The sequence below is a fragment of the Curtobacterium herbarum genome (assembly GCF_016907335.1).
Lineage (GTDB): Bacteria > Actinomycetota > Actinomycetes > Actinomycetales > Microbacteriaceae > Curtobacterium > Curtobacterium herbarum.
The window spans coordinates 2,794,081-2,812,149 of the sequence record NZ_JAFBBT010000001.1 but is presented as its reverse complement, the minus strand read 5'-3'; the positions used below and the strand labels follow the sequence as shown (position 1 = coordinate 2,812,149).

Genomic DNA, 18,069 nt, shown 5'->3' with positions numbered 1-18,069 from the left:
TCCTCGGCGCTGGTCGGCGCCGTCGTTACGCTACAGATGCAGGCCAGGAACGGCCCGCGAGCGGTGCACCGTCCGATGCGCCGCGTCAGGACCATTCGGAGGCGCGCGTGCGAACGATCGGTCAGCACCGGGAAGCAGTCCAGGCGCTCGTCGAGCCGGCGCTGCCCGGGGGACGAGGAGCCGGATCCGGGTCGGCGTCGGCCTCGGCGTCGGCGTCGGCGCCGGTCGAGACCGTGTCCGTCGTCGACCTGGCGGTCGCGTCCGGTGCCGGGCGGGGGTACCGGGTGCTCGCGACGGCCGTCCCCGCCCCGACACCGCTGCCGGCGTTCAACAACAGCCAGATGGACGGGTTCGCCGTCCGCGCTGCCGACGCCGGCACCACCCTGCGCGTCGTCGCCCCGATCCCGGCCGGCCTCGTGCCCCCGCCGCTCGAGCCGGGCACCGCGGCACCGATCATGACCGGGGCGCGGATCCCCGACGGCGCCGACGCCGTGTTCCCGGTGGAGTCGACCCCGGCCGGCGCCTTCCCCGCCGCCCTCGACGCCGACGTCGTGCCGGTGCCGGACGACCTCGCCGCGGGGACCTTCGTCCGGGTCGCCGGTTCCGACCTCCGCGCCGGTGCCGCCATCGCCCGTGCGGGGCAGCCCGTCACCCCCGCCGTGCTCGGCGCGCTCGCCGGGGCCGGTGTCGCCACGGTCGACGTGGTCCGCCGTCCGCGGGTCATCGTCGTGTCGACCGGCAGCGAGCTGCTCGACGACGGTGGGGTCGGCACGGCCGGTGACCTGCGGGACGGCGCGGCGATCGGCGACGCGAACGGTGTCGCGCTGTCCGCCGCGTTCGCCGAGGTCGGCGTCGAGACCCGCCGCGTCCGGGTGCCCGACGACGCCGAACGGTTCGTCGACGCGCTCGACCAGGCCGTGGGGGAGTGGGCCGACGTCGTCCTCACCACGGGCGGCATCAGCGCGGGCGCGTACGAGGTCGTCCGACAGGCGCTCGAGCCCCGGGGGCTCCAGGTGACCCCGGTCGCGATGCAACCCGGCGGTCCCCAGGCCCTCGGCAGCGTCGTGATCGCCGGCCGGCCGGTGCCCGTCGTCGCCTTCCCCGGCAACCCCGTCTCGGCACTGGTCTCGTTCGAGGTGTTCCTGCGCCCCGTCCTCGCCCGCGCCGCCGGACTGCCGGGAGCCCGTCCGAGCGACGACCTGCCGAGCGCCGACACGGCGACCTCGCCCGCAGGGAAGCACCAGGTCCGGCGCGGCACCATCGTGGACGGCCGCGTGCAGTTCGTCGGCGGGCCGAGCTCACACCTGCTCTGGCACTACGCGGAAGCCACGCACCTCGTCCACGTCCCGGTCGGCACCAGTCAGGTCGACCCGGGCGACGTCCTGACCGTCTGGAGCATCCGATGACCGACCTGTCCCACGTCCGCGCCGACGGCAGCGCGCACATGGTCGACGTCTCCGACAAGGACGTCACCGCACGCTCCGCCACTGCGACCGCGACGCTTGTCACCCGGCCGGACGTCGTTGCCCGGATCCTCGACGGCTCGCTGCCCAAGGGCGAGGTGATCGGCACCGCCCGGATCGCGGCGATCATGGCGGTGAAGAAGACCGCCGACCTCATCCCGCTCTGCCACCCGCTGCCGATCGCCGGGGTCGAGGTCGACATCACCGGCACCGAGGACCGCGTCGTCATCCAGGTCTCCGTGCGCACGACCTCCCGCACCGGGGTGGAGATGGAGGCCCTGACCGGCGCCAGCGTCGCCGCGCTCACCGTCTACGACATGGTCAAGGCCGTCGACCGGGCGGCCTCGATCACGGACATCCGCGTGCTCGAGAAGCACGGCGGCCGTTCCGGCGACTGGAGCGCATCATGACGCTCGACACGACCGGCCGCAGCCGCGCCGCCGTCCTCGTGGTCTCGACCTCCGCCGCCACCGACCCCGCGCTCGACCGCACCGGACCCGTCATCGCCGAGTGGCTCCGCGCTCGCGGGTTCAGCGTCGGCGACCCGGCGATCGTCCCCGACGGCGGACCGGTCGCCGACACCCTCACCGCAGCCGTCACCGGCGGTGCCCAGGTCGTCATCACCACCGGCGGCACCGGCGTCACCCCGACCGACCGCACCCCCGAAGCCGTCGCGCCGCTGCTCGACCTGGAACTCCCCGGCATCGCCGAGGAGATCCGCCGCCGCGGTCTCGCCGGCGCCGGACCCACCGCTCTGCTCAGCCGCGGGGTCGCCGGGGTCGTCGGTGGCCGGGCCTTCGTCGTCACGCTGCCCGGGTCCCGCGGCGGGGTCGCCGACGGGCTCGCCGTGCTCGACGGACTCCTCGACCACCTGCTCGCCCAGCTGCACGGCGACGGCCACGCACCGCGGAGTGCCTCGTGAGCGCGACCGCAGCCGAGCGGGTCGTCGTGGCGGACGTCGTCGACCGGGACATCACCGTCGACGAGGTGTCCGCGGTCGTCGCCTCGGACCACGACGGCGCCGTCGTCACCTTCGCCGGGGTCGTCCGCGACCACGACGGCGGCAAGGGCGTCACCGCGCTCGACTACGAGCGGCACCCGAGCGCCGGCGACGTCATCGCCTCGGTCGCCCGCACCGTCGCTGAACAGCACCCCGAAGTCCGCATCGCCGTGCTGCACCGCGTCGGCGCGCTCGGCATCGGGGACGTCGCGCTCGCCGCAGCCGTCGCGTCCGGGCACCGGGCCGCGGCCTTCGCGGCCTGCGGCGCCCTGGTCGACCTCGTGAAGGAACAGGTGCCGATCTGGAAGCACCAGCGCTTCACCGACGGGTCCGACGAGTGGGTCGCGGCGCTCTGACCGGCACGTGCCGCCTGACCGCAGCCCGCCCGGCCCGGCCCGCGAAGTCGGGCGTAGCGGGAGGACACAGCGGACCCATAGGATCCGGAGCCATGGGAATCCTGCTGTCCGGCGTGGGCGTCGTCCTGCTCGTGTTCGCGCTGATCGACATCATCACGCGCACCGACAGCGAGGTGCGGGGGCTACCGAAGGTCGCATGGATCATCCTCGTGATCCTGCTGCCCGTCGTCGGCAGCATCGTCTGGTTCGCGATCGGGCACGACTGGGCGGCCGGACCCCGGAACCACGGGCGCTACCTCGAACCCACCCGCCACGAGGACCGCTACGCCACGCTCGGCGCCGCCAAGAGCGCGCACGGCGACAAGCGTGTCTCGAGCACCGAGCAGGAACTCGCCGAGCTCGAGCGGGAGATCGAGTACTGGGAAGCGCAGGCGCGCCTGAAGCGGGCGAAGGACGCCGCAGGCGAGGGCGACGCGACGTCGGCGTCGTGAGTCGCGCCTCCCGGCCCGACGACTGGGACGACGTCCCAGCGCTCTCGTTCGACGACCGCCGGTGGGACGTCGTCGAGCAGCGGTCCGCCGTCCTGTCCGGTGGCGACGAACCAGGCGTCGCCGACCACGGTCGCCGACGTCTCCGCGTGCGGCTCGTCACGGCGGCCGCGCTGGTCGTGCTCGCCGGTGCGGTCGGCGTGTGGTCGGCCGTGCAGACGACGGTGCCCTCCCGGGAGCCGTCGGACACGCAGCTCCTCATCGGGTCGGTCCTCCTCGCGCTGGGACTGGTCGTCTGGGGGATCGGGGGCGCACGGGTCGTCCGGGCAGGTCGCGCGCACTCCTGGCGGGCGATGTGGTCCGACCCGCTGTCCGGCCTGTCGATGCGGGAACGGCGTGGGGTCGAGCGGGTCCTCCGCGGTCGCGCGCCCGCGGAGCCCCACCGGGTCCGGGTCCTCCGACGTCTCGCGAAGGTGCGACTGGTGCAGAGCGAGTGGGCCGTCTGGTTCACCGCGGGGTGGGTGCCGTTGGCAGCAGGGCAGTCACTCGCGGCGAGCGACGACCTCATGCTCTGGGTCGAAGGTGTCCTCGCGCTCGTGTTCGGGGCGATGTTCCTCGTCGTGACGACGCAGCGGGAGCAGTGGCGGGCGTTCCTCGACCGCACGGCCTGAGCCGCGCCTCCCGACCGGCAGCCCGACCCGGCGCGAGCCGGACCGGCGGCGCGGGCCGGACCCGCACAACGACATCGGCCTCGCGCCACGGGATCCCACGGTTCGAGTCGGATCTCGTCGTGCCCAGCCGGTCGGAACCGGCGCAGCCGGTCGGAACCGGCCCAGCCGGCAGCCGGACCCGGCGCAGCCGGCAGCCGAAACCGACGCAGCCAAACGGAACCGGCCGGCCGACCGCCTACCCTGGTCAGGTGGCTCATCTCCTCGGCGCCGAGAACGTGCATCTCGAGTTCCCCACCCGTGTCGTCTTCGACAGCGTCACCATCGGCCTCGACGAGGGCGACCGGATCGGCGTGGTCGGACGCAACGGCGACGGCAAGTCGACGCTGCTCTCCCTCCTCGCGCAGCGTCTGGAACCGGACGGCGGCCGGGTGACGCACCGGCGCGGGGTGACGATCGGGTACCTCGACCAGCGCGACATCCTGCCCGAGGGCATGACCGTCGGGCAGGTGGTCGTCGGTGACCTCGCCGAGCACGAGTGGGCCGGCGACGCGAAGATCCGCGACGTCATCGGTGGCCTCGTCTCGGACATCCCCTGGGACGTCACGGTCGACGAGCTGTCGGGCGGGCAGCGGCGTCGGGTGGCGTTGGCGCGCCTCCTGGTCGGCGACTGGGACGTGCTGTTCCTCGACGAGCCGACCAACCACCTGGACGTCGAGGGCATCCAGTGGCTGGCCGAGCACATCAACCGACGGTGGTCGGCGAACCAGGGCGGCATGGTCGTCGTGACCCACGACCGGTGGTTCCTCGACGCCGTGTCGACCGACACGTGGGAGGTGCACGACGGCGTCGTCGAGCCCTTCGAGGGCGGCTACGCCGCGTACATCCTGCAGCGCGTGGAGCGTGACCGGCAGGCGGCATCGAGCGAGCAGCGCCGCCAGAACCTGGCCCGCAAGGAGCTCGCCTGGCTCCGCCGCGGTGCCCCCGCCCGGACGAGCAAGCCGAAGTTCCGCATCGACGCGGCGAACGCCCTGATCGACGACGTGCCGCCGATCCGCGACACCGTCGCGCTGTCCCAGATGGCGACGGCGCGCCTCGGCAAGGACGTCGTGGACCTGATCGACGCGGGCGTGTCCTTCGACGGGACGATGATCATCGAGGACATCGAGTGGCGCATCGCCCCCGGTGAGCGGACCGGCATCCTCGGCCCGAACGGTGCCGGCAAGTCGACGCTGCTCAACCTGGTCTCCGGCAAGCTCCAGCCCACCACCGGCCGGGTGAAGACGGGCAAGACGGTGCAGATCGCGGTCCTCGACCAGCAGCTCGCCGACCTCGCCCAGTTCGCCGACGACCGGGTCCGCGAGGTCGTCGCACGCAAGAAGACCAGCTACGTCGCCGACGGCAAGGAGATGACGCCGTCGCAGCTGCTCGAGCGCCTCGGGTTCACGTCGGAGCAGCTCTCCACCCCGGTGAAGGACCTGTCCGGCGGGCAGAAGCGCCGCCTCCAGCTCATGCTCATCCTGCTCGACGAGCCGAACGTGCTGATCCTCGACGAGCCCACGAACGACCTCGACACGGACATGCTCGCCGCGATGGAGGACCTCCTCGACACCTGGCCGGGCACCCTGCTCGTCGTCAGTCACGACCGGTACCTGCTCGAGCGTGTCACCGACCAGCAGTACGCGGTCCTCGGTGGCCACCTCCGCCACCTTCCCGGTGGCGTCGACGAGTACATGAAGCTGCGTGCCGCGGGCACCGGTGGCGGGACGGCGTCGGCTGCTGCCGCGGCATCGGCCGGGAGGCCCGACACGGCTGGGTCCTCCGCCGTCGCCGCCGCCTCGGGGCTGCGTCCGGCAGGGACGGCGGCTGCGCCGACGCTCTCCGGCGCGGAGCGTCGCGTGGTGGAGAAGGAGATGTCGGCGCTCGACCGCCGTATCAGCAAGCTCGCCCTGGACCGAAAGAAGCGGCTCGAGGCGTTCGGCGCGCACGACCAGACCGACTACGAGGGGCTCGGGAAGCTGCAGGCGGAGCTCGGTGCGTTGGACGCCGAGGTCGAGCAGCTCGAGGAGCGGTGGCTCGAGGTCGCGGAGCAGCTCGGGGTGTAGCGGGACGTTGGGCTGCTGCCGGGCTGCTGCCGGGCGGCCGGGCTCCTGCCGGCTGCCGGGCTGGCGGGCAGCCGTGGTCCTGCCGGACGGGGGCTAGTCGCCGAGGCCCAGGATGAGTCGGCGTAGCAGTCCCGCCAACTGACCCTGGTCGGCGTCGGACACCCCGGCGAGGATGTCCCGCTCCGCCCGGAGCAGGTCCGCAATGGCGGCGTCCACCGCCCGACGTCCGGCGGCCGTCAGGGACACCAGGATGCCGCGGCCGTCCCGGGGGTCCGTCCGGCGTGCCACCAGTCCGCGCGAGGCCAGCCGGTCCACCCGGTTCGTCATCGTGCCACTCGACACGAGCGTCTGCTGCAGCAGGGTCTTCGGGCTCAGCTCGTACGGGTCGCCCGCCCGCCGCAGTGCCGACAGGACGTCGAACTCCCACGGCTCCATGCCGCCCGCGTCGAACGCCTGCCGCCGGGCCCGGTCCAGGTGCCGGGCGAGTCGGTCCACCCGGGACAGCACGTCGAGTGGGGCGAAGTCCAGGTCCGGTCGCTCCCGGCCCCACGCCGCGACGATCCGGTCGACCTCGTCCTCTGGCGGCATCCGTCCATCATGGCGTGGATCGGCGGCGCACGACCAGTGTCGGGCACATGGGAGGATGGTCGGGCTCCTCCGGGGGTGTTCCGCCTTGGTGTAATGGCAGCACGACGGCCTTTGGTGCCGTTAGGTCCGGGTTCGAATCCTGGAGGCGGAGCTCCGTGCAGACGAGGTGACGATGATCCCGAAGACCCTCGCCGTGAGCGCGGTCCTCGCAGCCACGGCACTCCTCGTGACGGGCTGTCGAGCGACACCGGTCCCACCCGACGAGACGAGCGCGACCTCGATCACGCCCGATGCGGCGAAGCAGTCCGTCACCGCGTTCGTCGACCGCTCGACGGCGACGCTCGGCGGGGACTGGACGCCCCGGGGAGGTGCCGGGCTCAGCCCGTGCACGACGGGCGACGGCGTCTCGTGGGTCCTCATCGTCGACCGCCCGGCCGGGGACGACCCGCACGCTGACGTCGACGCGATCGAACAGCTGTGGAAGCAGCGGGGTGTGACCACCGAGCGGTACCAGAGCGGCGGTGCCGATCCGATCGTGGGGATCCGCGGCGCCGGCGGCCCGACGACCTCCGTCGACTTCTCCGCCGACCCTCGTGGGTACGCGCTGACGGCGGAGTCCGAGTGCGCCGAGGGCGACTACGCCGACATGGTTCGTCGCCAGGGTGACACGGCCGAGCGGTAACGCGACCGAGGTCTGACGCGACCGCGGGATGCGGTGGTGGTCGGTCAGTGACCAGCGGTCGACGTCATGCCCTGGCGGTCCAGGCTGCGGAGACGCTGCGGTCGACGACCCGGCGCCATCCGTCGGGCGCACCAGGGTCGTGGCTGGCCATCCCCGCCATCCAGAGCACGGTCATCAGGTCATCGGTGGTGAAGTCCTCGGCGAGCACTCCGGCAGTGTGGGCGTTGGCGACGAGTTCCGCTCCGAGCGCCATCGACCGTTCGCACGCGTTGATGAGGAGGACGGCGTCGGGGTACCGACGGAGCATCGCGTCGTTCATGGCCGGGTCGCTCCGCTGCAGGTCGATCATCTCGGCGATGAAGGTCTCCAACTGTGCGCGCGGGGTGTCCTGGGCCAGTGTCCGTTCCCGGAGGGTCCGGAGCTTCGCGCCCGCGATGTCGGGCACGACGGCGTCGATGAGGTCTTCGCGCGACCCGATGCGGTTGTAGAGCGTCCCGATGCTCACGCCGGCCTCGCGGGCGATGTCCTCCAGCGGCGCGGACAGCCCTCGCCGTGAGAAGACCGCGATGGCGGCGGCGCGCAGCTTCTCGACGTTCGCCTGCGCGTCTCGGCGCAGGCGGGGTGCGGTGGTCACAGCGACTCCGGAGGATCTTGAGGGCGGTCTCAACATATGCTCAACGGGACTTGAGGATGACCTCAACATACGGCACCGACACCAGGTCCCACCCGCGGGCCACGGAAGGACGCACCATGCCCCTCATCACCATCATCGGAGCAGGACCCGGCCTGGGGCTCGCGATCGCCCGGGCGTTCGGGCAGAAGGGCTTCGACGTCGCCCTCGTGGCCCGCGACCGATCGAGAGTGGACGCCCTCGCCGCCCAGCTCACCGCGGAGGGCATCCAGGCCCGCGGGTTCACGGCCGACGTCGGCGCGCCCGACACGATCAGGAACGCACTCCGCTCGATCCGGGAAGCGCTCGGCCCGATCGACGTCCTCGAGTTCTCCCCGGCCGACCGGGCTCTGGAGTCGGTCGACGCCGTGGACGTGACGATGGAGAACCTGCAGCCGCAGATCGACTTCTACCTCGGGGGTGCGATCGCCGCCGTCGGTGCGGTCCTGCCGGACATGGTCGCCGCAGGTGCCGGCACGGTACTCGTGACGACCGGCGGCGGTGCACTCGCGCCGACGCCGGTCCGCGGGAACGTCAACATCGCCGCGGCGGGGCTCCGCAACTGGACGCTCAACCTCCACGCGGCCCTGGCGGAGCAGGGCGTCTACGTCGCCTTCGTCGCCATCACCGCACTGATCGGAGGCGGGCGACCGGACGCCGAGCCGGCGGTCATCGCGCAGTCCTACGTGAGGCTCCACGACGAGAAGCGGGACGCCGAACTGCACTACGTCGCGTACGACGGCTGACGCGTCTCCCGCCCGGGCTGCCGGCCCGGGCGGGATGCCCGTCCCGACTTCCGGGCCGTCGCGCTTCCCCGGTCAGCCGGCGGCTGCGGCGGCCGCTGCGAACGACCTGAGCGTGGCGACCTGCTGTGCGGTGCTCGGCGGCTCGTCGGCCATCTGCCAGGTCGACACGAGCGCGATCATGCCGCCGATCGTGAACGTGCGTGCGTCCCCGCTGAGTGCGATCTCCGGTCGATGGTGATCGTGATCCGACTCGGTCAGCCACGTCGTCATCGCCGACGCCAGCACCTCGGCGACGCGCTCGCCGCGTGGGATGGCGCGGAGCTTGTCGAAGAACTCCCGATCCGCTCGCCCCGCGGTGAGCAACGGTTCGATGCCGCGCGCCCGGACTGCGTCGGTGAGGGCCTGCGGGAGGTTCGCCGCGCTCTGGTCGAGGGGGACCCAGTCGTCGAGCAGGCGGCCGATCCAGACGTCGGTGGCGAGGTCGCCGACGTTGCCGTAGTGGTTGTGGAGCGCCTGTCTGCTCAAGCCGGCTCGCTGCGCCACCGCGCTCATCGAGATCGTCTCGCCCTTCGGCGCCTCGGACACCAGGGCCGCCAGTGCCCGGATGAGGGCCGCGCGGGTGCGGGTGACCCGCGGGTCCACGCGCTGCAGTCCGAGTGTCGCCGTGCTCGTTGGGTCGGGCATGCGTCCATCTTGCCAGGGTCTGATCTCTGATGTACGTTTGCCATCTATTGGACAACTGTAAAGGAAGTCATGACACACGCGACTGAGACGGCACCTCGCCGAGGCGACGTCCCGCAGCACCCCGAGTTCGAAGCGGCCGTCGCCGGCGGCTCGCTGGACTCCGAAGGGCCGGGCTCAGCCCACCGCTACCGGAACCTGGTCCTCGGTGGGATCGCGATCCTCCTCCTGGCGATGGCGATGCTGACGAGCTACTCGAGCGCGTTCGGCAACCCCACGCCGAACAACGTCCACCTCGCAGTCACCGGCGACGCCGATGCGATCGTCGCGCTCGAGCAGCAGGGATCACTGGACGTCACGGTCGTGGGGTCTGCACGGCAGGCGCGCTCCGCGGTGCTCGACCGTGACGTCGACGGCGCCGTCGTCCTGCCGGCGCCGGGGAAGGGCGCCGGCGTCACCACCTACATCGCCAGCGGCGGTGGGCGCGGTCTCGGCCAGGCAGTGTCCGGTATCGGCGACTCGATCGCGGCGAAGCTGCGGACCACCAACACGGCCACGGACCTCGCACCCCTGCCGAAGAAGGACCCGGTCGGGTCGATCGAGTTCTACGCGATCCTCTTCGCGGGGCTCGGTGCTGCCCTCGGTGCGACGGTGTTCGGGCGCATCCTCGGCACGGTCGACACGGCGGCGAAGTTCGTCGAGCGCAGCATCGTCCTCGTGCTCTACGCCGGTCTCCTCGCCGGACTGATCACGCTGTGGATCGACGCCGCACTCGGGGCGGTGACCGTCGGTCCCTGGGCGGTGTTCGGGATCCTCTGGCTGACCGGAGTCGCCATCGGCGGAGCGGTCACGGGCGTCGCCGCACTGGGCGGGACCATCGCGGCCCTGGCCATGACACTCGCCCTGGTGATCCTCGGGAACACGTCCTCCGGCGGGCCACTCGGGATCCACGTCCTCAACGACTTCTTCCAGACGCTCTACTCCGTCTTCCCGCAGGGCGACGCGCTCGACCTGCTGCGGTCCGTCCAGTACTTCGACGGGGCCGCGGTCGCCGCCCCGATCATCCGGCTGAGCATCTGGGCGGTTGCCGGCATCCTCCTCACCCTGACGGCGATGCTCATCCGGAACCGGCGCGAAGCCGCGGCTCGTTCCGGAGCCGGCCGTGGACAGGCGTCCGTGCCGTCTGCTCCCGGCACCGAGACCGCCACGGTCGCGTCCGGTTCGGCGCTCCTGCCGCTGGCGCCGTCGCCCTGAACGCATCGGGACGCGGGCGTCCTCCACCGGTCGATCGGTTTCCGGTCCGAACGGCGGAGGCCCACCACCACCACCACTTCTGAGACACAACCCGCCCTCACCACCGAGGGCGATCGGAGGACCGCACCATGCCCGGAAAGATCGACGTCCACCAGCACCTGCTCCCGCCCCGCTACTTCGAGGCGCTGGCAGCGGCAGGATCGAGAGCGATGGGGGCCGGCGCCGTGTCCGGCGCGCCGGGGGACGCGCCGGCCCCGACCGGAGGATCCGCGCAGTGGGATCCGTGGGGTGCGGACGGCGGGACGGCGCCGCGACGCGGTCCTCGGGCCATCGGCGGCTGGTCGATGCCGGAGTGGAGCCCCCGAGGGGCGATCGCGATGATGGACGAGGTCGGGATCGAGACCGGGATCCTGTCGATCAGCGCCCCGGGTGTCCACTTCGGTGACGACGCCGCGGCCCGCGAACTCGCCCGCGAACTGAACGACTACCAGGCCGAACTGGTCCGGGAGCAGCCGGACCGCTTCGGACACTTCGCCGTGCTGCCGCTGCCGGACTTCGACGGCGCAGTCGCCGAAGCCGTGCGTGCACTCGACGAGCTCCACGCCGACGGTGTGCTCCTGCTGTCGAACGCGCACGGGCGGTACCTCGGCGATCTCGCGTACGAGCCGCTGTGGGCCGAGCTCGCGGCACGCTCGGCCGTGGTCTTCGTCCATCCCACCGCCCCGCCGATCCAGCAGCTGCCCGGCATGCCCACCGCGCTGCTGGACTTCCCGTTCGACACCACCCGCACGGCCGTCGACCTCGTGGCCCACGGCGTGTTCGACCGTCACCCGGACCTCCGCGTGATCCTCTCCCACGCCGGCGGGTTCCTGCCCTACGCCGCGAGCCGGTTCAGCGCCGCCGCGATGTTCAACCCCGGGACCACGCCGGAGAGCATCCAGGCGGGGCTGCGCAAGTTCTACTTCGACACGGCGCTGTCTGCGACGCCGACGTCGCTGCCGTCACTCCTGGCCTTCGCGGAGCCCGGCCACGTCCTCTACGGCAGCGACTTCCCCTACGCGCACCCGGACTGGACCGCCCGCTTCGACCACGACCTCGACACCTACGACGGCCCGGGTGCAGAGCGACTGGGCGAGGTGCACCGGACCGCCGCCGAACAGCTCTTCCCCCGCTTGGCGGGAGTCGACGCCCCGTGAACCACACGGCCGCCGAGTCGCAGACGACCCGTTGCGCCGCCGGCTGAACCCGTCCTCAGCCACTCAGCGCGGTCATCGCCATACGATCGTCTTGCGAAACCGATCACGCTCCGGAACGACGGTCGACCACATCGCTGCGGGCGTGCCACCCACCACGAGGAGATCACCATGAAGCGTCTGACCACACTGTCCAAGGGAGTGCTCGTCGTCGGCCTGGGCGTCATCGCCGCCGGCAGCCTCGCACCCGCGTTCACCGCGCAGGCGAGCACGGCCCCAACCTCGGTCCACGCGGAGGTCAGCCACGGAGGCGGCGACCAGGGCAGCCTGGGCTGGTTCATCCACTACTAGGACGACCGATCGGCCGCCGGAGTCCAGCTCACGCCGAGGTGGTCCGACGGCCGGTACGGTGGCGGGCCGCCGTCGGTCTGCGCGCCGCCAGCCCGCACACGGCCAGGAGCAGCAGCTGCAGCAGCGTCCGCCGGACGAGGGGCGTGTTCGGCGCAGACGGCTCCGAGACCCCGCGAGCGGCGACGACGTTCGCGGGGAACATGGCCACGAGCAGGAGGCCCGCACCCGCAGCGCCGGCTCGGCGGCTCCGGGGGAACACGAGGCTCGCAGCGAGCACCCGCTCCAGCAGGCCCGTCGCGGTCACGACGGCGCCGGCCGGCAGAGGCTCGGGCACGATGGCGACCAGGCCCGTTCGCTGCGGTTCCCGGAAGTGCGTGCCCGAGGCGGCGAGGAGCACGGCGGCGATGGCGATCCCGGCTGCCGCCGGCCACGAGGACCAGGGCCGCACCCACCTCACACCCTTCCTCGTGGCGATCGCCGTGGCGGACCGGGTGCCCAGCAGGCCGATCAGGAGCGGGACGAGCAGGGACATGGTGCCTCCTGGTGGCGGTGTCGGACGCGTGGCAGCGAGACCACGATGACAGACTCGTCGTCCATGACCCTCGCGACCAGCGACACCACCGAGACATCGACCACCGTGCTCCTCGTGATCGACCTCCAGCAGGGCGTGGTGCGCGGGTGCTTCGACGCCGACGGTGTGCTCCGTCGCACGGCGCAGCTCGTCGACCGTGCGCGGACGGAGGGCGTCGCGGTGGTCTGGGTCCAGGACCACGGGAGCTTCGCCGAGGGCACCGCGGCATGGCGGCTCGCCGCACCGCTGGTCCGGCTCGACGGCGAGCCACTCGTGCGGAAGGAGTACCGCGACTCCTTCGTCGAGACCGACCTGGCGGACGTCCTCGACGCGCTCGGTGCGCGACACCTGGTGGTGGCCGGGGCGCAGAGCGACTACTGCGTCCGCACGACGACCCAGGCCGCTGCCGCGCGTGGGTTCGACGTCACCCTGGTCGCCGATGCGCACACGACCACGGACGCCGAGCACGACGGTGTCGCCATCACCGGCGAGCAGGTCGTCGCCCACACCAACATGTTCTTCGGCGGCCTGCGGTACCCCGGCCGCCGGTTCGCCGCCGTGCCGCACGACCGGGTCAGGCTCGTGTCCGACCGGTGAGCCCGTGGCGGTCGGGTCCGGCGTCGACCCGGGCCGCCGCCGCACGGGCCGCCGCCGCACGGGGCGACGACGACCCGGGCGACGACGCCCTGGGCTGACGACGGCCGGGGGACGGTCAGCGTCCGCTGAGGTCGTACGGCCGCACCGTCGAGTCGACCGTCGTGAGGTACCCGCCGTCCGACAGGTCCGACGGCACGGTGATGGTGCGGGTCACGGACGGCGTCGCGCCCGCCGTGTCGATCTGCGTGATCGTGCCCTCGCCGCCGCGCGTCACGAAGACGCTCGTGCCGTCGTCGGTCGCGGCGGTGAAGCGCACCGCTGCTCCCGTCGCCGACTGCCCGGCGACCGGACCGTGCCGCAGCGGCTGGAGCGCGATCGAGGTCCGGCGGCCGTCGTAGATGCCGTCGGCCTGCTTCCGCACCAGGACGAGCGCGTCGCCGGAACCCGACGACAGCGCCACGGCGGCGAACCGCGACGTGACGGCGGCGCGGGTGAACAGTCCCGTGCCGAGCGGCACGCTCCGGATGCTGCGCGAGGCTGTCGAGGACGTGGTCAGGTACGCGGGGACCTGGTCCCAGCTGGTGCCCGCGGTCGTGGCGCCGGCCTGGCTCCCCACCGCCGTCGATCCGTCGGGTGCCATCCGGGGGCGGTAGCTCTGCACGCTCGGCTGCGGGTAGGCGACGGAGCGGGAGGCCGTGAAGCCGTTCTTCGTGACCCGGACCGTCTGCACGCCGGCGGCCAGGTCCGAACCGATCACGGTGCCGGTCGCGTCCACGATCGGCCCGTGCGGGTACGCGCCCAGCGGCGTCGTCGCGATCCGGTGCGGCCGCGCCTCGCCCCGCATGATCGCGGACACGGAGTAGGCGTCGAGCCGGCCGCCGGCGGTGACGACGAGGCGGAGCGGGCTGCCGACCAGGAAGGTCTCGACCTCCTCCGTCCCGCGCTTGCCCGTGGTGGCGAGCGTCACGGCGGACGTGGTGATCTGGGCGGTGCGGGCGACCTGTCGCTGGAGGTCGATGACGGTGACGCGCTGGTGCGTGGAGCCGTCGAAGTCGGAGCCGACCGCGAGGTGCCGGCGTGCGGTGTCGGTGGCGAGCCAGCCGGCGCGCTCCCAGCGGTGGTCGGCGTCCGGGATCGCGTAGTGCTGCACGATCCTGGCCGTCCCACCGGTGCCGATGGCGAGGACGTCGAGCTGCGGTTTCGACTCGTCCATGAACGCGATCCGGCCGTGACCGAGCTGGACCGTGCCGGCGTGGGTGCCGAACTCGATCCCGCTCAGGGTCGCGGTCCGTCGCCCGGTGGCGGCGTCGTTCACGTACATCCGCTCTGCGTGCGGGTCGGCGGTGACGAGCCAGCTGTGGTGGGCCGGCGTGCTGGGGGCGGCTGCGGCGGGGGCGACGGCTGCGGCGAGGGGGAGCACCGCGGCCAGGACGAGCGCGGGGACGAGTGCTGGGACGAGACGGGGGAGTCGGGACGACATGGGGCTCCTGGATCGAGGGGACGGGTCGCTTGATGATAACGGTTCTCAACAACGATCCGGCAGCTCGTGCCGAGGAAAGCATTCAGCTTTGCTGTGGAGTCATATCACTGTGATGCTACTGTTCGACCGGAGGTGACGCCCGTCACCCCCGGACCGAAGGACACCCCATGCCGACCACACCGCACCACCGCCCCCGCGTCCTGGTCACCGGCGCGAGCATCGCCGGCCCCACCGTCGCCTGGGGCCTCGACCGCTCCGGGTTCGACGTCACCCTGCTCGAGCGCTCGCCGGAGCAGCGGACCACCGGCCAGAACATCGACATCCGCGGACTCGGGCGGGACGTGCTGCGGCGCATGGGCCTCCGTGACACCGTGATGCAGCACCTGACCGGCGAGGAGGGCACCCGGTTCGTCGGCGAGGACGGGACGCCCTACGCGGTGTTCCCGCGGGCGGAGGGCGAGGACGGCCCGACGGCCGAGATCGAGATCCTCCGCGGCACCTTCGCCGGCATCCTGGTCGACGCGCTGCCGGACTCGATCGAGCGTCGCTACGGCGACTTCGTCGTGGGTGCCGAGCAGGACGACTCCGGCGTGCGGGTCCGCTACGACCGCGGCGCTCCCGAGCGCTTCGACCTGGTCGTCGTCGCCGAGGGCCGCAGCTCCCGCACCCGGCGCATCCTGTTCGCGGACGAGACCGAGTACCGCGACTTCGGCGTGAGCATCGCCTACGGCACGATCGACCGGACCCCCGAGGACGTCGACCACTGGGACTGGTACACGGCGACGCGCGGCCGGGTCGCCTCGGTCCGCCCGGACAACGAGGGCACGATCCGGGCGAGCATGTCCTTCGAGTCCGAGCCGATGGGGTTCGAGCGCCTGCCCGTCGACGTGCAGCTGTCGATCCTGCGTGAGCGCTTCCGTGGTGCGGGCTGGCAGTCCGAGCGGATCCTGGACGGCTTCGCGGCGCGGTCCGACGAGTTCTACACCCAGCGCATGGAGCAGGTCGTCGTGTCGCGCTGGAGCACGGGGCGGGTGGTCCTGCTCGGCGACGCCGCCTGGGGGTCTGGCCCGACGGGCATGGGCACGACCCTCTCGCTGGTCGGCGCGCACGTCCTGGCCGGCGAGCTGGCCCGCGAGCTGGCCCGAGCCGTGCAGGACGGTGACGGGACCCTCACCGCGACCGCGGTGAGCCGAGCCGCCGGACAGTACGAGGGCCTCCTGCGCGGCTACGCCGACAGCGCGCAGGGGCTGCCGCGCGGCGGTGCCCGGCTGATGCACCCGTCCTCCCGCCTCGGCGTCCGGGCGGTGCAGACGGCCCTCCGGATCGCGGCGTCCGCGCCGGTGCGGAGGTTCGCGCAGGCGAACCTGCTGACCAGCGAGAAGCACGTGCCGGTGCTGCCGCAGTACCCGACCCTCCAGGTGGTGTGACGGTCGCCCGCCCGGATCGGCCAGGATGGCCCACATGAGCGAGCTGCGGACCCAGACCCTCGAAGCCCTCCGCCACTACGCGGTCCGCTACCAGGAGTCGGCACACCGCTTCGCGGCCTGGATGGACCTGCCGATGTCGGACGGCTCCGCGCTCGGCGAGGTGATCTGGGCGGAGAACGAGGGCGACCCGCTGTCGGCTGCGCGCCTCCGGTGGCGGATCGGGATGACGTCGGGTGCGACCAACGCGCTCGTGAAGCGACTGGAGGAACGTGGCCTGGTCACACGGACCCGCGAGAGCACGGATCGACGGATCGTGACGCTCCGCGCCACCGACGCAGCCCGCCAGCGAGCCGACGGGTACTTCGGTGCGCGGGCCGAGGACCTGGAGGTCGCGCTCGGCCGTTACGACGACCGAACGCTGGAGGTCGTCCGTGAGTTCCTGGACCGGTTGGCGGCGGTCCTGCCCGGAGACCCGGGCAGGACCGCCGATCCGGAGGCCTGAGAGCCTCGATCTGAGAAACGGGCACGTTTGCGGTGGGTGTCGCGTCCTCACTACGGTCAGACTGTCAAGAACGCGAGACGTTGCCGAGGGACGGCGCCGTCGTCGACAGGAGCACCCGTATGACCACCGAATCCGTGATCACCAGCCCCTACCGGAAGACCGGAACAGCGAACGGCCCTCGCACCGGCGGCACGTCGACGTACTCTTCCCTGCTGCAGCAGGTCAAGGACGCCGGGCTCCTGCAGCGCCGTCGTGGCTTCTACTGGTCGATGTTCGCCGCCCTCGTCGTGGCGACCGCCGCGTGCTGGGTCGTCTTCGCCCTGCTCGGGGACTCCTGGTTCCAGCTGATCGTGGCCGGCGCGCTCGGTGTGCTCTTCACCCAGTTCGCGTTCCTGTCGCACGAGGCCGCGCACCGCCAGGTCTTCGACTCCCGCAAGTGGAACGACCGTGCGGGTCGCTGGCTCGGCACCTTCGTCGTCGGCCTGTCGTACTCGTGGTGGATGAACAAGCACACCCGCCACCACGGCAACCCGAACACCGTCGGCAAGGACCCCGACATCGCCCCGGACGGCGTCGTCTTCATCCCCGAGGACGCCGCCGCGACGACGGGCCCGATGCGCTGGCTCGTCCGGCACCAGGGCTGGCTGTTCTTCCCGCTGCTCACGCTCGAGGGCATCAACCTGCACCGCCACGCGGTCACCTCGGTGCTCCGCGGCGTCGAGGGCAAGAGCGACCGCCGCGACCGTGTGGTCGAGGGCCTCATGCTCGCGGCGCGGTTCGCGATCTACCTGCCCGTGGTCTTCGTCTTCCTGCCGTTCGGCATGGCGTGCGCGTTCCTCGGTGTGCAGCTGGCCGTGTTCGGCGTGATGATGGGCGCCTCGTTCGCCCCGAACCACAAGGGCATGCCGACGATCGCCCACGATGCGAAGGTCGACTTCTTCTCCCGCCAGGTCCGCACCTCGCGCAACATCCGCGGTGGCTGGTGGGTGTCGTTCCTGATGGGCGGCCTGAACTACCAGGTCGAGCACCACCTGTTCCCCTCGATGCCCCGCCCTGCACTGAAGCAGGCACGGCTGCTGGTCCGGGACCACTGCGACAGCCTCGACGTGCCCTACACCGAGACCACCCTGCTCCGCTCGTACGGCATCGTCGTCCGGTACCTCAACCGGGTCGGCCTGGCCGCCCGTGACCCGTTCGACTGCCCGATGACCAGCGAGCTCCGCATCAGCTGACCCGCGCGGAGACAC

General features: G+C 72.3%; 21 protein-coding genes, 1 tRNA gene and 1 pseudogene. 18 read left to right on the top strand and 5 right to left on the bottom strand.

The annotated features are described in order from the left end of the window. Positions 1–107: 107 nt before the first annotated feature. The 8 genes and pseudogenes from JOD51_RS13355 to JOD51_RS13325 all read left to right on the top strand — a co-directional run bounded on the left by JOD51_RS13355 (position 108) and on the right by JOD51_RS13325 (position 6,080). Complete coding sequence (locus tag JOD51_RS13355) at positions 108–1,406, top strand: molybdopterin molybdotransferase MoeA (RefSeq protein ID WP_204609282.1); 1,299 nt, start codon at positions 108–110, stop codon at positions 1,404–1,406. Further along, positions 1,403–1,873, top strand: coding sequence for a cyclic pyranopterin monophosphate synthase MoaC (gene moaC / locus JOD51_RS13350; RefSeq protein ID WP_204609280.1), 471 nt, complete (start codon positions 1,403–1,405; stop codon positions 1,871–1,873). Before JOD51_RS13355 ends, moaC begins: the two co-directional genes overlap by 4 nt. Further along, positions 1,870–2,385, top strand: a complete 516-nt coding sequence (locus JOD51_RS13345) for a MogA/MoaB family molybdenum cofactor biosynthesis protein (RefSeq protein WP_204609278.1) — start codon at positions 1,870–1,872, stop codon at positions 2,383–2,385. Before moaC ends, JOD51_RS13345 begins: the two co-directional genes overlap by 4 nt. Next, positions 2,382–2,819 (top strand): molybdenum cofactor biosynthesis protein MoaE, encoded by a 438-nt coding sequence (locus tag JOD51_RS13340; RefSeq protein ID WP_204609275.1) that lies wholly within the window; start codon positions 2,382–2,384, stop codon positions 2,817–2,819. The genes JOD51_RS13345 and JOD51_RS13340 overlap by 4 nt, the downstream gene beginning before the upstream one ends. 92 nt (positions 2,820–2,911) lie before the next feature. Beyond that, complete coding sequence (locus tag JOD51_RS13335; protein ID WP_204609273.1) at positions 2,912–3,310, top strand: PLD nuclease N-terminal domain-containing protein; 399 nt, start codon at positions 2,912–2,914, stop codon at positions 3,308–3,310. Further along, positions 3,307–3,978: a hypothetical protein gene (locus JOD51_RS13330; RefSeq protein ID WP_204609270.1), complete on the top strand. Its 672-nt coding sequence runs from the start codon at positions 3,307–3,309 to the stop codon at positions 3,976–3,978. Before JOD51_RS13335 ends, JOD51_RS13330 begins: the two co-directional genes overlap by 4 nt. Next, positions 3,948–4,695: pseudogene (locus JOD51_RS17685) on the top strand (ATP-binding cassette domain-containing protein); the annotation flags it as partial. The gene JOD51_RS13330 and the pseudogene JOD51_RS17685, both read left to right, overlap by 31 nt. A gap of 56 nt (positions 4,696–4,751) precedes the next feature. Beyond that, entirely contained in the window at positions 4,752–6,080 is a 1,329-nt protein-coding gene (locus JOD51_RS13325) for an ABC-F family ATP-binding cassette domain-containing protein (protein WP_443651561.1), read from the top strand. A 93-nt stretch (positions 6,081–6,173) separates the two neighbouring features. Here the strand turns inward: JOD51_RS13325 and JOD51_RS13320 are convergent, their stop codons facing one another. After that, positions 6,174–6,668: a MarR family winged helix-turn-helix transcriptional regulator gene (locus tag JOD51_RS13320; RefSeq protein ID WP_204609266.1), complete on the bottom strand. Its 495-nt coding sequence runs from the start codon at positions 6,666–6,668 to the stop codon at positions 6,174–6,176. Positions 6,669–6,747: 79 nt separating this feature from the next. Between JOD51_RS13320 and JOD51_RS13315 the strand changes: the two genes are divergently transcribed. Together JOD51_RS13315 and JOD51_RS13310 are read left to right on the top strand one after the other, a co-directional pair. Further along, positions 6,748–6,819, top strand: a tRNA-Gln gene (locus tag JOD51_RS13315). A 21-nt stretch (positions 6,820–6,840) separates the two neighbouring features. After that, positions 6,841–7,350: a hypothetical protein gene (locus tag JOD51_RS13310; protein ID WP_204609264.1), complete on the top strand. Its 510-nt coding sequence runs from the start codon at positions 6,841–6,843 to the stop codon at positions 7,348–7,350. A 64-nt stretch (positions 7,351–7,414) separates the two neighbouring features. Here the strand turns inward: JOD51_RS13310 and JOD51_RS13305 are convergent, their stop codons facing one another. After that, on the bottom strand, positions 7,415–7,984 hold the full coding sequence (locus JOD51_RS13305) for a TetR/AcrR family transcriptional regulator (RefSeq protein ID WP_204609262.1): 570 nt from the start codon (positions 7,982–7,984) through the stop codon (positions 7,415–7,417). A gap of 116 nt (positions 7,985–8,100) precedes the next feature. Between JOD51_RS13305 and JOD51_RS13300 the strand changes: the two genes are divergently transcribed. Continuing rightward, positions 8,101–8,766, top strand: a complete 666-nt coding sequence (locus tag JOD51_RS13300) for an SDR family NAD(P)-dependent oxidoreductase (RefSeq protein WP_204609260.1) — start codon at positions 8,101–8,103, stop codon at positions 8,764–8,766. A gap of 72 nt (positions 8,767–8,838) precedes the next feature. On the opposite strand, the gene JOD51_RS13295 is transcribed toward JOD51_RS13300, so the two are convergent. Then, positions 8,839–9,450 carry a TetR/AcrR family transcriptional regulator gene (locus JOD51_RS13295; protein WP_204609258.1) on the bottom strand — a complete coding sequence of 204 codons (612 nt, stop codon included), beginning with the start codon at positions 9,448–9,450 and terminating at the stop codon, positions 8,839–8,841. A 69-nt stretch (positions 9,451–9,519) separates the two neighbouring features. Here JOD51_RS13295 and JOD51_RS13290 point away from each other — a divergent pair, with 69 nt between their 5' ends. From JOD51_RS13290 to JOD51_RS13280, 3 genes are all read left to right on the top strand, one after another. Beyond that, positions 9,520–10,701 carry an ABC transporter permease gene (locus tag JOD51_RS13290; RefSeq protein ID WP_204609256.1) on the top strand — a complete coding sequence of 394 codons (1,182 nt, stop codon included), beginning with the start codon at positions 9,520–9,522 and terminating at the stop codon, positions 10,699–10,701. A gap of 128 nt (positions 10,702–10,829) precedes the next feature. After that, positions 10,830–11,897: an amidohydrolase family protein gene (locus tag JOD51_RS13285; protein ID WP_204609254.1), complete on the top strand. Its 1,068-nt coding sequence runs from the start codon at positions 10,830–10,832 to the stop codon at positions 11,895–11,897. Between the two features lie 168 nt (positions 11,898–12,065). Beyond that, a complete protein-coding gene (locus tag JOD51_RS13280) occupies positions 12,066–12,245 on the top strand; it encodes a hypothetical protein (protein ID WP_204609252.1) in 180 nt (59 codons plus the stop codon). Positions 12,246–12,273: 28 nt separating this feature from the next. Here the strand turns inward: JOD51_RS13280 and JOD51_RS13275 are convergent, their stop codons facing one another. Next, positions 12,274–12,777, bottom strand: coding sequence for a DoxX-related protein (locus JOD51_RS13275; protein WP_204609250.1), 504 nt, complete (start codon positions 12,775–12,777; stop codon positions 12,274–12,276). Positions 12,778–12,840: 63 nt separating this feature from the next. Here JOD51_RS13275 and JOD51_RS13270 point away from each other — a divergent pair, with 63 nt between their 5' ends. Continuing rightward, a complete protein-coding gene (locus JOD51_RS13270) occupies positions 12,841–13,413 on the top strand; it encodes an isochorismatase family protein (RefSeq protein ID WP_204609248.1) in 573 nt (190 codons plus the stop codon). 115 nt (positions 13,414–13,528) lie between these two features. Here the strand turns inward: JOD51_RS13270 and JOD51_RS13265 are convergent, their stop codons facing one another. Next, positions 13,529–14,893: a hypothetical protein gene (locus JOD51_RS13265; RefSeq protein ID WP_204609246.1), complete on the bottom strand. Its 1,365-nt coding sequence runs from the start codon at positions 14,891–14,893 to the stop codon at positions 13,529–13,531. A gap of 167 nt (positions 14,894–15,060) precedes the next feature. Here JOD51_RS13265 and JOD51_RS13260 point away from each other — a divergent pair, with 167 nt between their 5' ends. The 3 genes from JOD51_RS13260 (at position 15,061) to JOD51_RS13250 (ending at position 18,054) form a co-directional block, all read left to right on the top strand. Then, complete coding sequence (locus JOD51_RS13260) at positions 15,061–16,320, top strand: FAD-dependent monooxygenase (RefSeq protein ID WP_204609243.1); 1,260 nt, start codon at positions 15,061–15,063, stop codon at positions 16,318–16,320. Positions 16,321–16,354: 34 nt separating this feature from the next. Continuing rightward, a complete protein-coding gene (locus JOD51_RS13255; RefSeq protein WP_204609240.1) occupies positions 16,355–16,822 on the top strand; it encodes a MarR family winged helix-turn-helix transcriptional regulator in 468 nt (155 codons plus the stop codon). Positions 16,823–16,941: 119 nt separating this feature from the next. Further along, positions 16,942–18,054, top strand: coding sequence for a fatty acid desaturase family protein (locus JOD51_RS13250; protein WP_204609238.1), 1,113 nt, complete (start codon positions 16,942–16,944; stop codon positions 18,052–18,054). Positions 18,055–18,069: the final 15 nt, after the last annotated feature.

Excerpts from the sequence above, each read along its gene's own strand:
- JOD51_RS13325 (WP_443651561.1), top strand. The coding sequence starts at position 4,752 with ATGGTCGTCGTGACCCACGACCGGTGGTTCCTCGACGCCGTGTCGACC.
- JOD51_RS13280 (WP_204609252.1), top strand. The coding sequence starts at position 12,066 with ATGAAGCGTCTGACCACACTGTCCAAGGGAGTGCTCGTCGTCGGCCTG.
- JOD51_RS13345 (WP_204609278.1), top strand. The coding sequence starts at position 1,870 with ATGACGCTCGACACGACCGGCCGCAGCCGCGCCGCCGTCCTCGTGGTC.
- JOD51_RS13320 (WP_204609266.1), bottom strand. The coding sequence starts at position 6,668 with ATGCCGCCAGAGGACGAGGTCGACCGGATCGTCGCGGCGTGGGGCCGG.
- JOD51_RS13290 (WP_204609256.1), top strand. The coding sequence starts at position 9,520 with ATGACACACGCGACTGAGACGGCACCTCGCCGAGGCGACGTCCCGCAG.
- JOD51_RS13335 (WP_204609273.1), top strand. The coding sequence starts at position 2,912 with ATGGGAATCCTGCTGTCCGGCGTGGGCGTCGTCCTGCTCGTGTTCGCG.
- JOD51_RS13260 (WP_204609243.1), top strand. The coding sequence starts at position 15,061 with ATGCCGACCACACCGCACCACCGCCCCCGCGTCCTGGTCACCGGCGCG.
- JOD51_RS13300 (WP_204609260.1), top strand. The coding sequence starts at position 8,101 with ATGCCCCTCATCACCATCATCGGAGCAGGACCCGGCCTGGGGCTCGCG.
- moaC (WP_204609280.1), top strand. The coding sequence starts at position 1,403 with ATGACCGACCTGTCCCACGTCCGCGCCGACGGCAGCGCGCACATGGTC.
- JOD51_RS13310 (WP_204609264.1), top strand. The coding sequence starts at position 6,841 with ATGATCCCGAAGACCCTCGCCGTGAGCGCGGTCCTCGCAGCCACGGCA.
- JOD51_RS13275 (WP_204609250.1), bottom strand. The coding sequence starts at position 12,777 with ATGTCCCTGCTCGTCCCGCTCCTGATCGGCCTGCTGGGCACCCGGTCC.
- JOD51_RS13250 (WP_204609238.1), top strand. The coding sequence starts at position 16,942 with ATGACCACCGAATCCGTGATCACCAGCCCCTACCGGAAGACCGGAACA.
- JOD51_RS13265 (WP_204609246.1), bottom strand. The coding sequence starts at position 14,893 with ATGTCGTCCCGACTCCCCCGTCTCGTCCCAGCACTCGTCCCCGCGCTC.
- JOD51_RS13285 (WP_204609254.1), top strand. The coding sequence starts at position 10,830 with ATGCCCGGAAAGATCGACGTCCACCAGCACCTGCTCCCGCCCCGCTAC.
- JOD51_RS13270 (WP_204609248.1), top strand. The coding sequence starts at position 12,841 with ATGACCCTCGCGACCAGCGACACCACCGAGACATCGACCACCGTGCTC.
- JOD51_RS13255 (WP_204609240.1), top strand. The coding sequence starts at position 16,355 with ATGAGCGAGCTGCGGACCCAGACCCTCGAAGCCCTCCGCCACTACGCG.
- JOD51_RS13295 (WP_204609258.1), bottom strand. The coding sequence starts at position 9,450 with ATGCCCGACCCAACGAGCACGGCGACACTCGGACTGCAGCGCGTGGAC.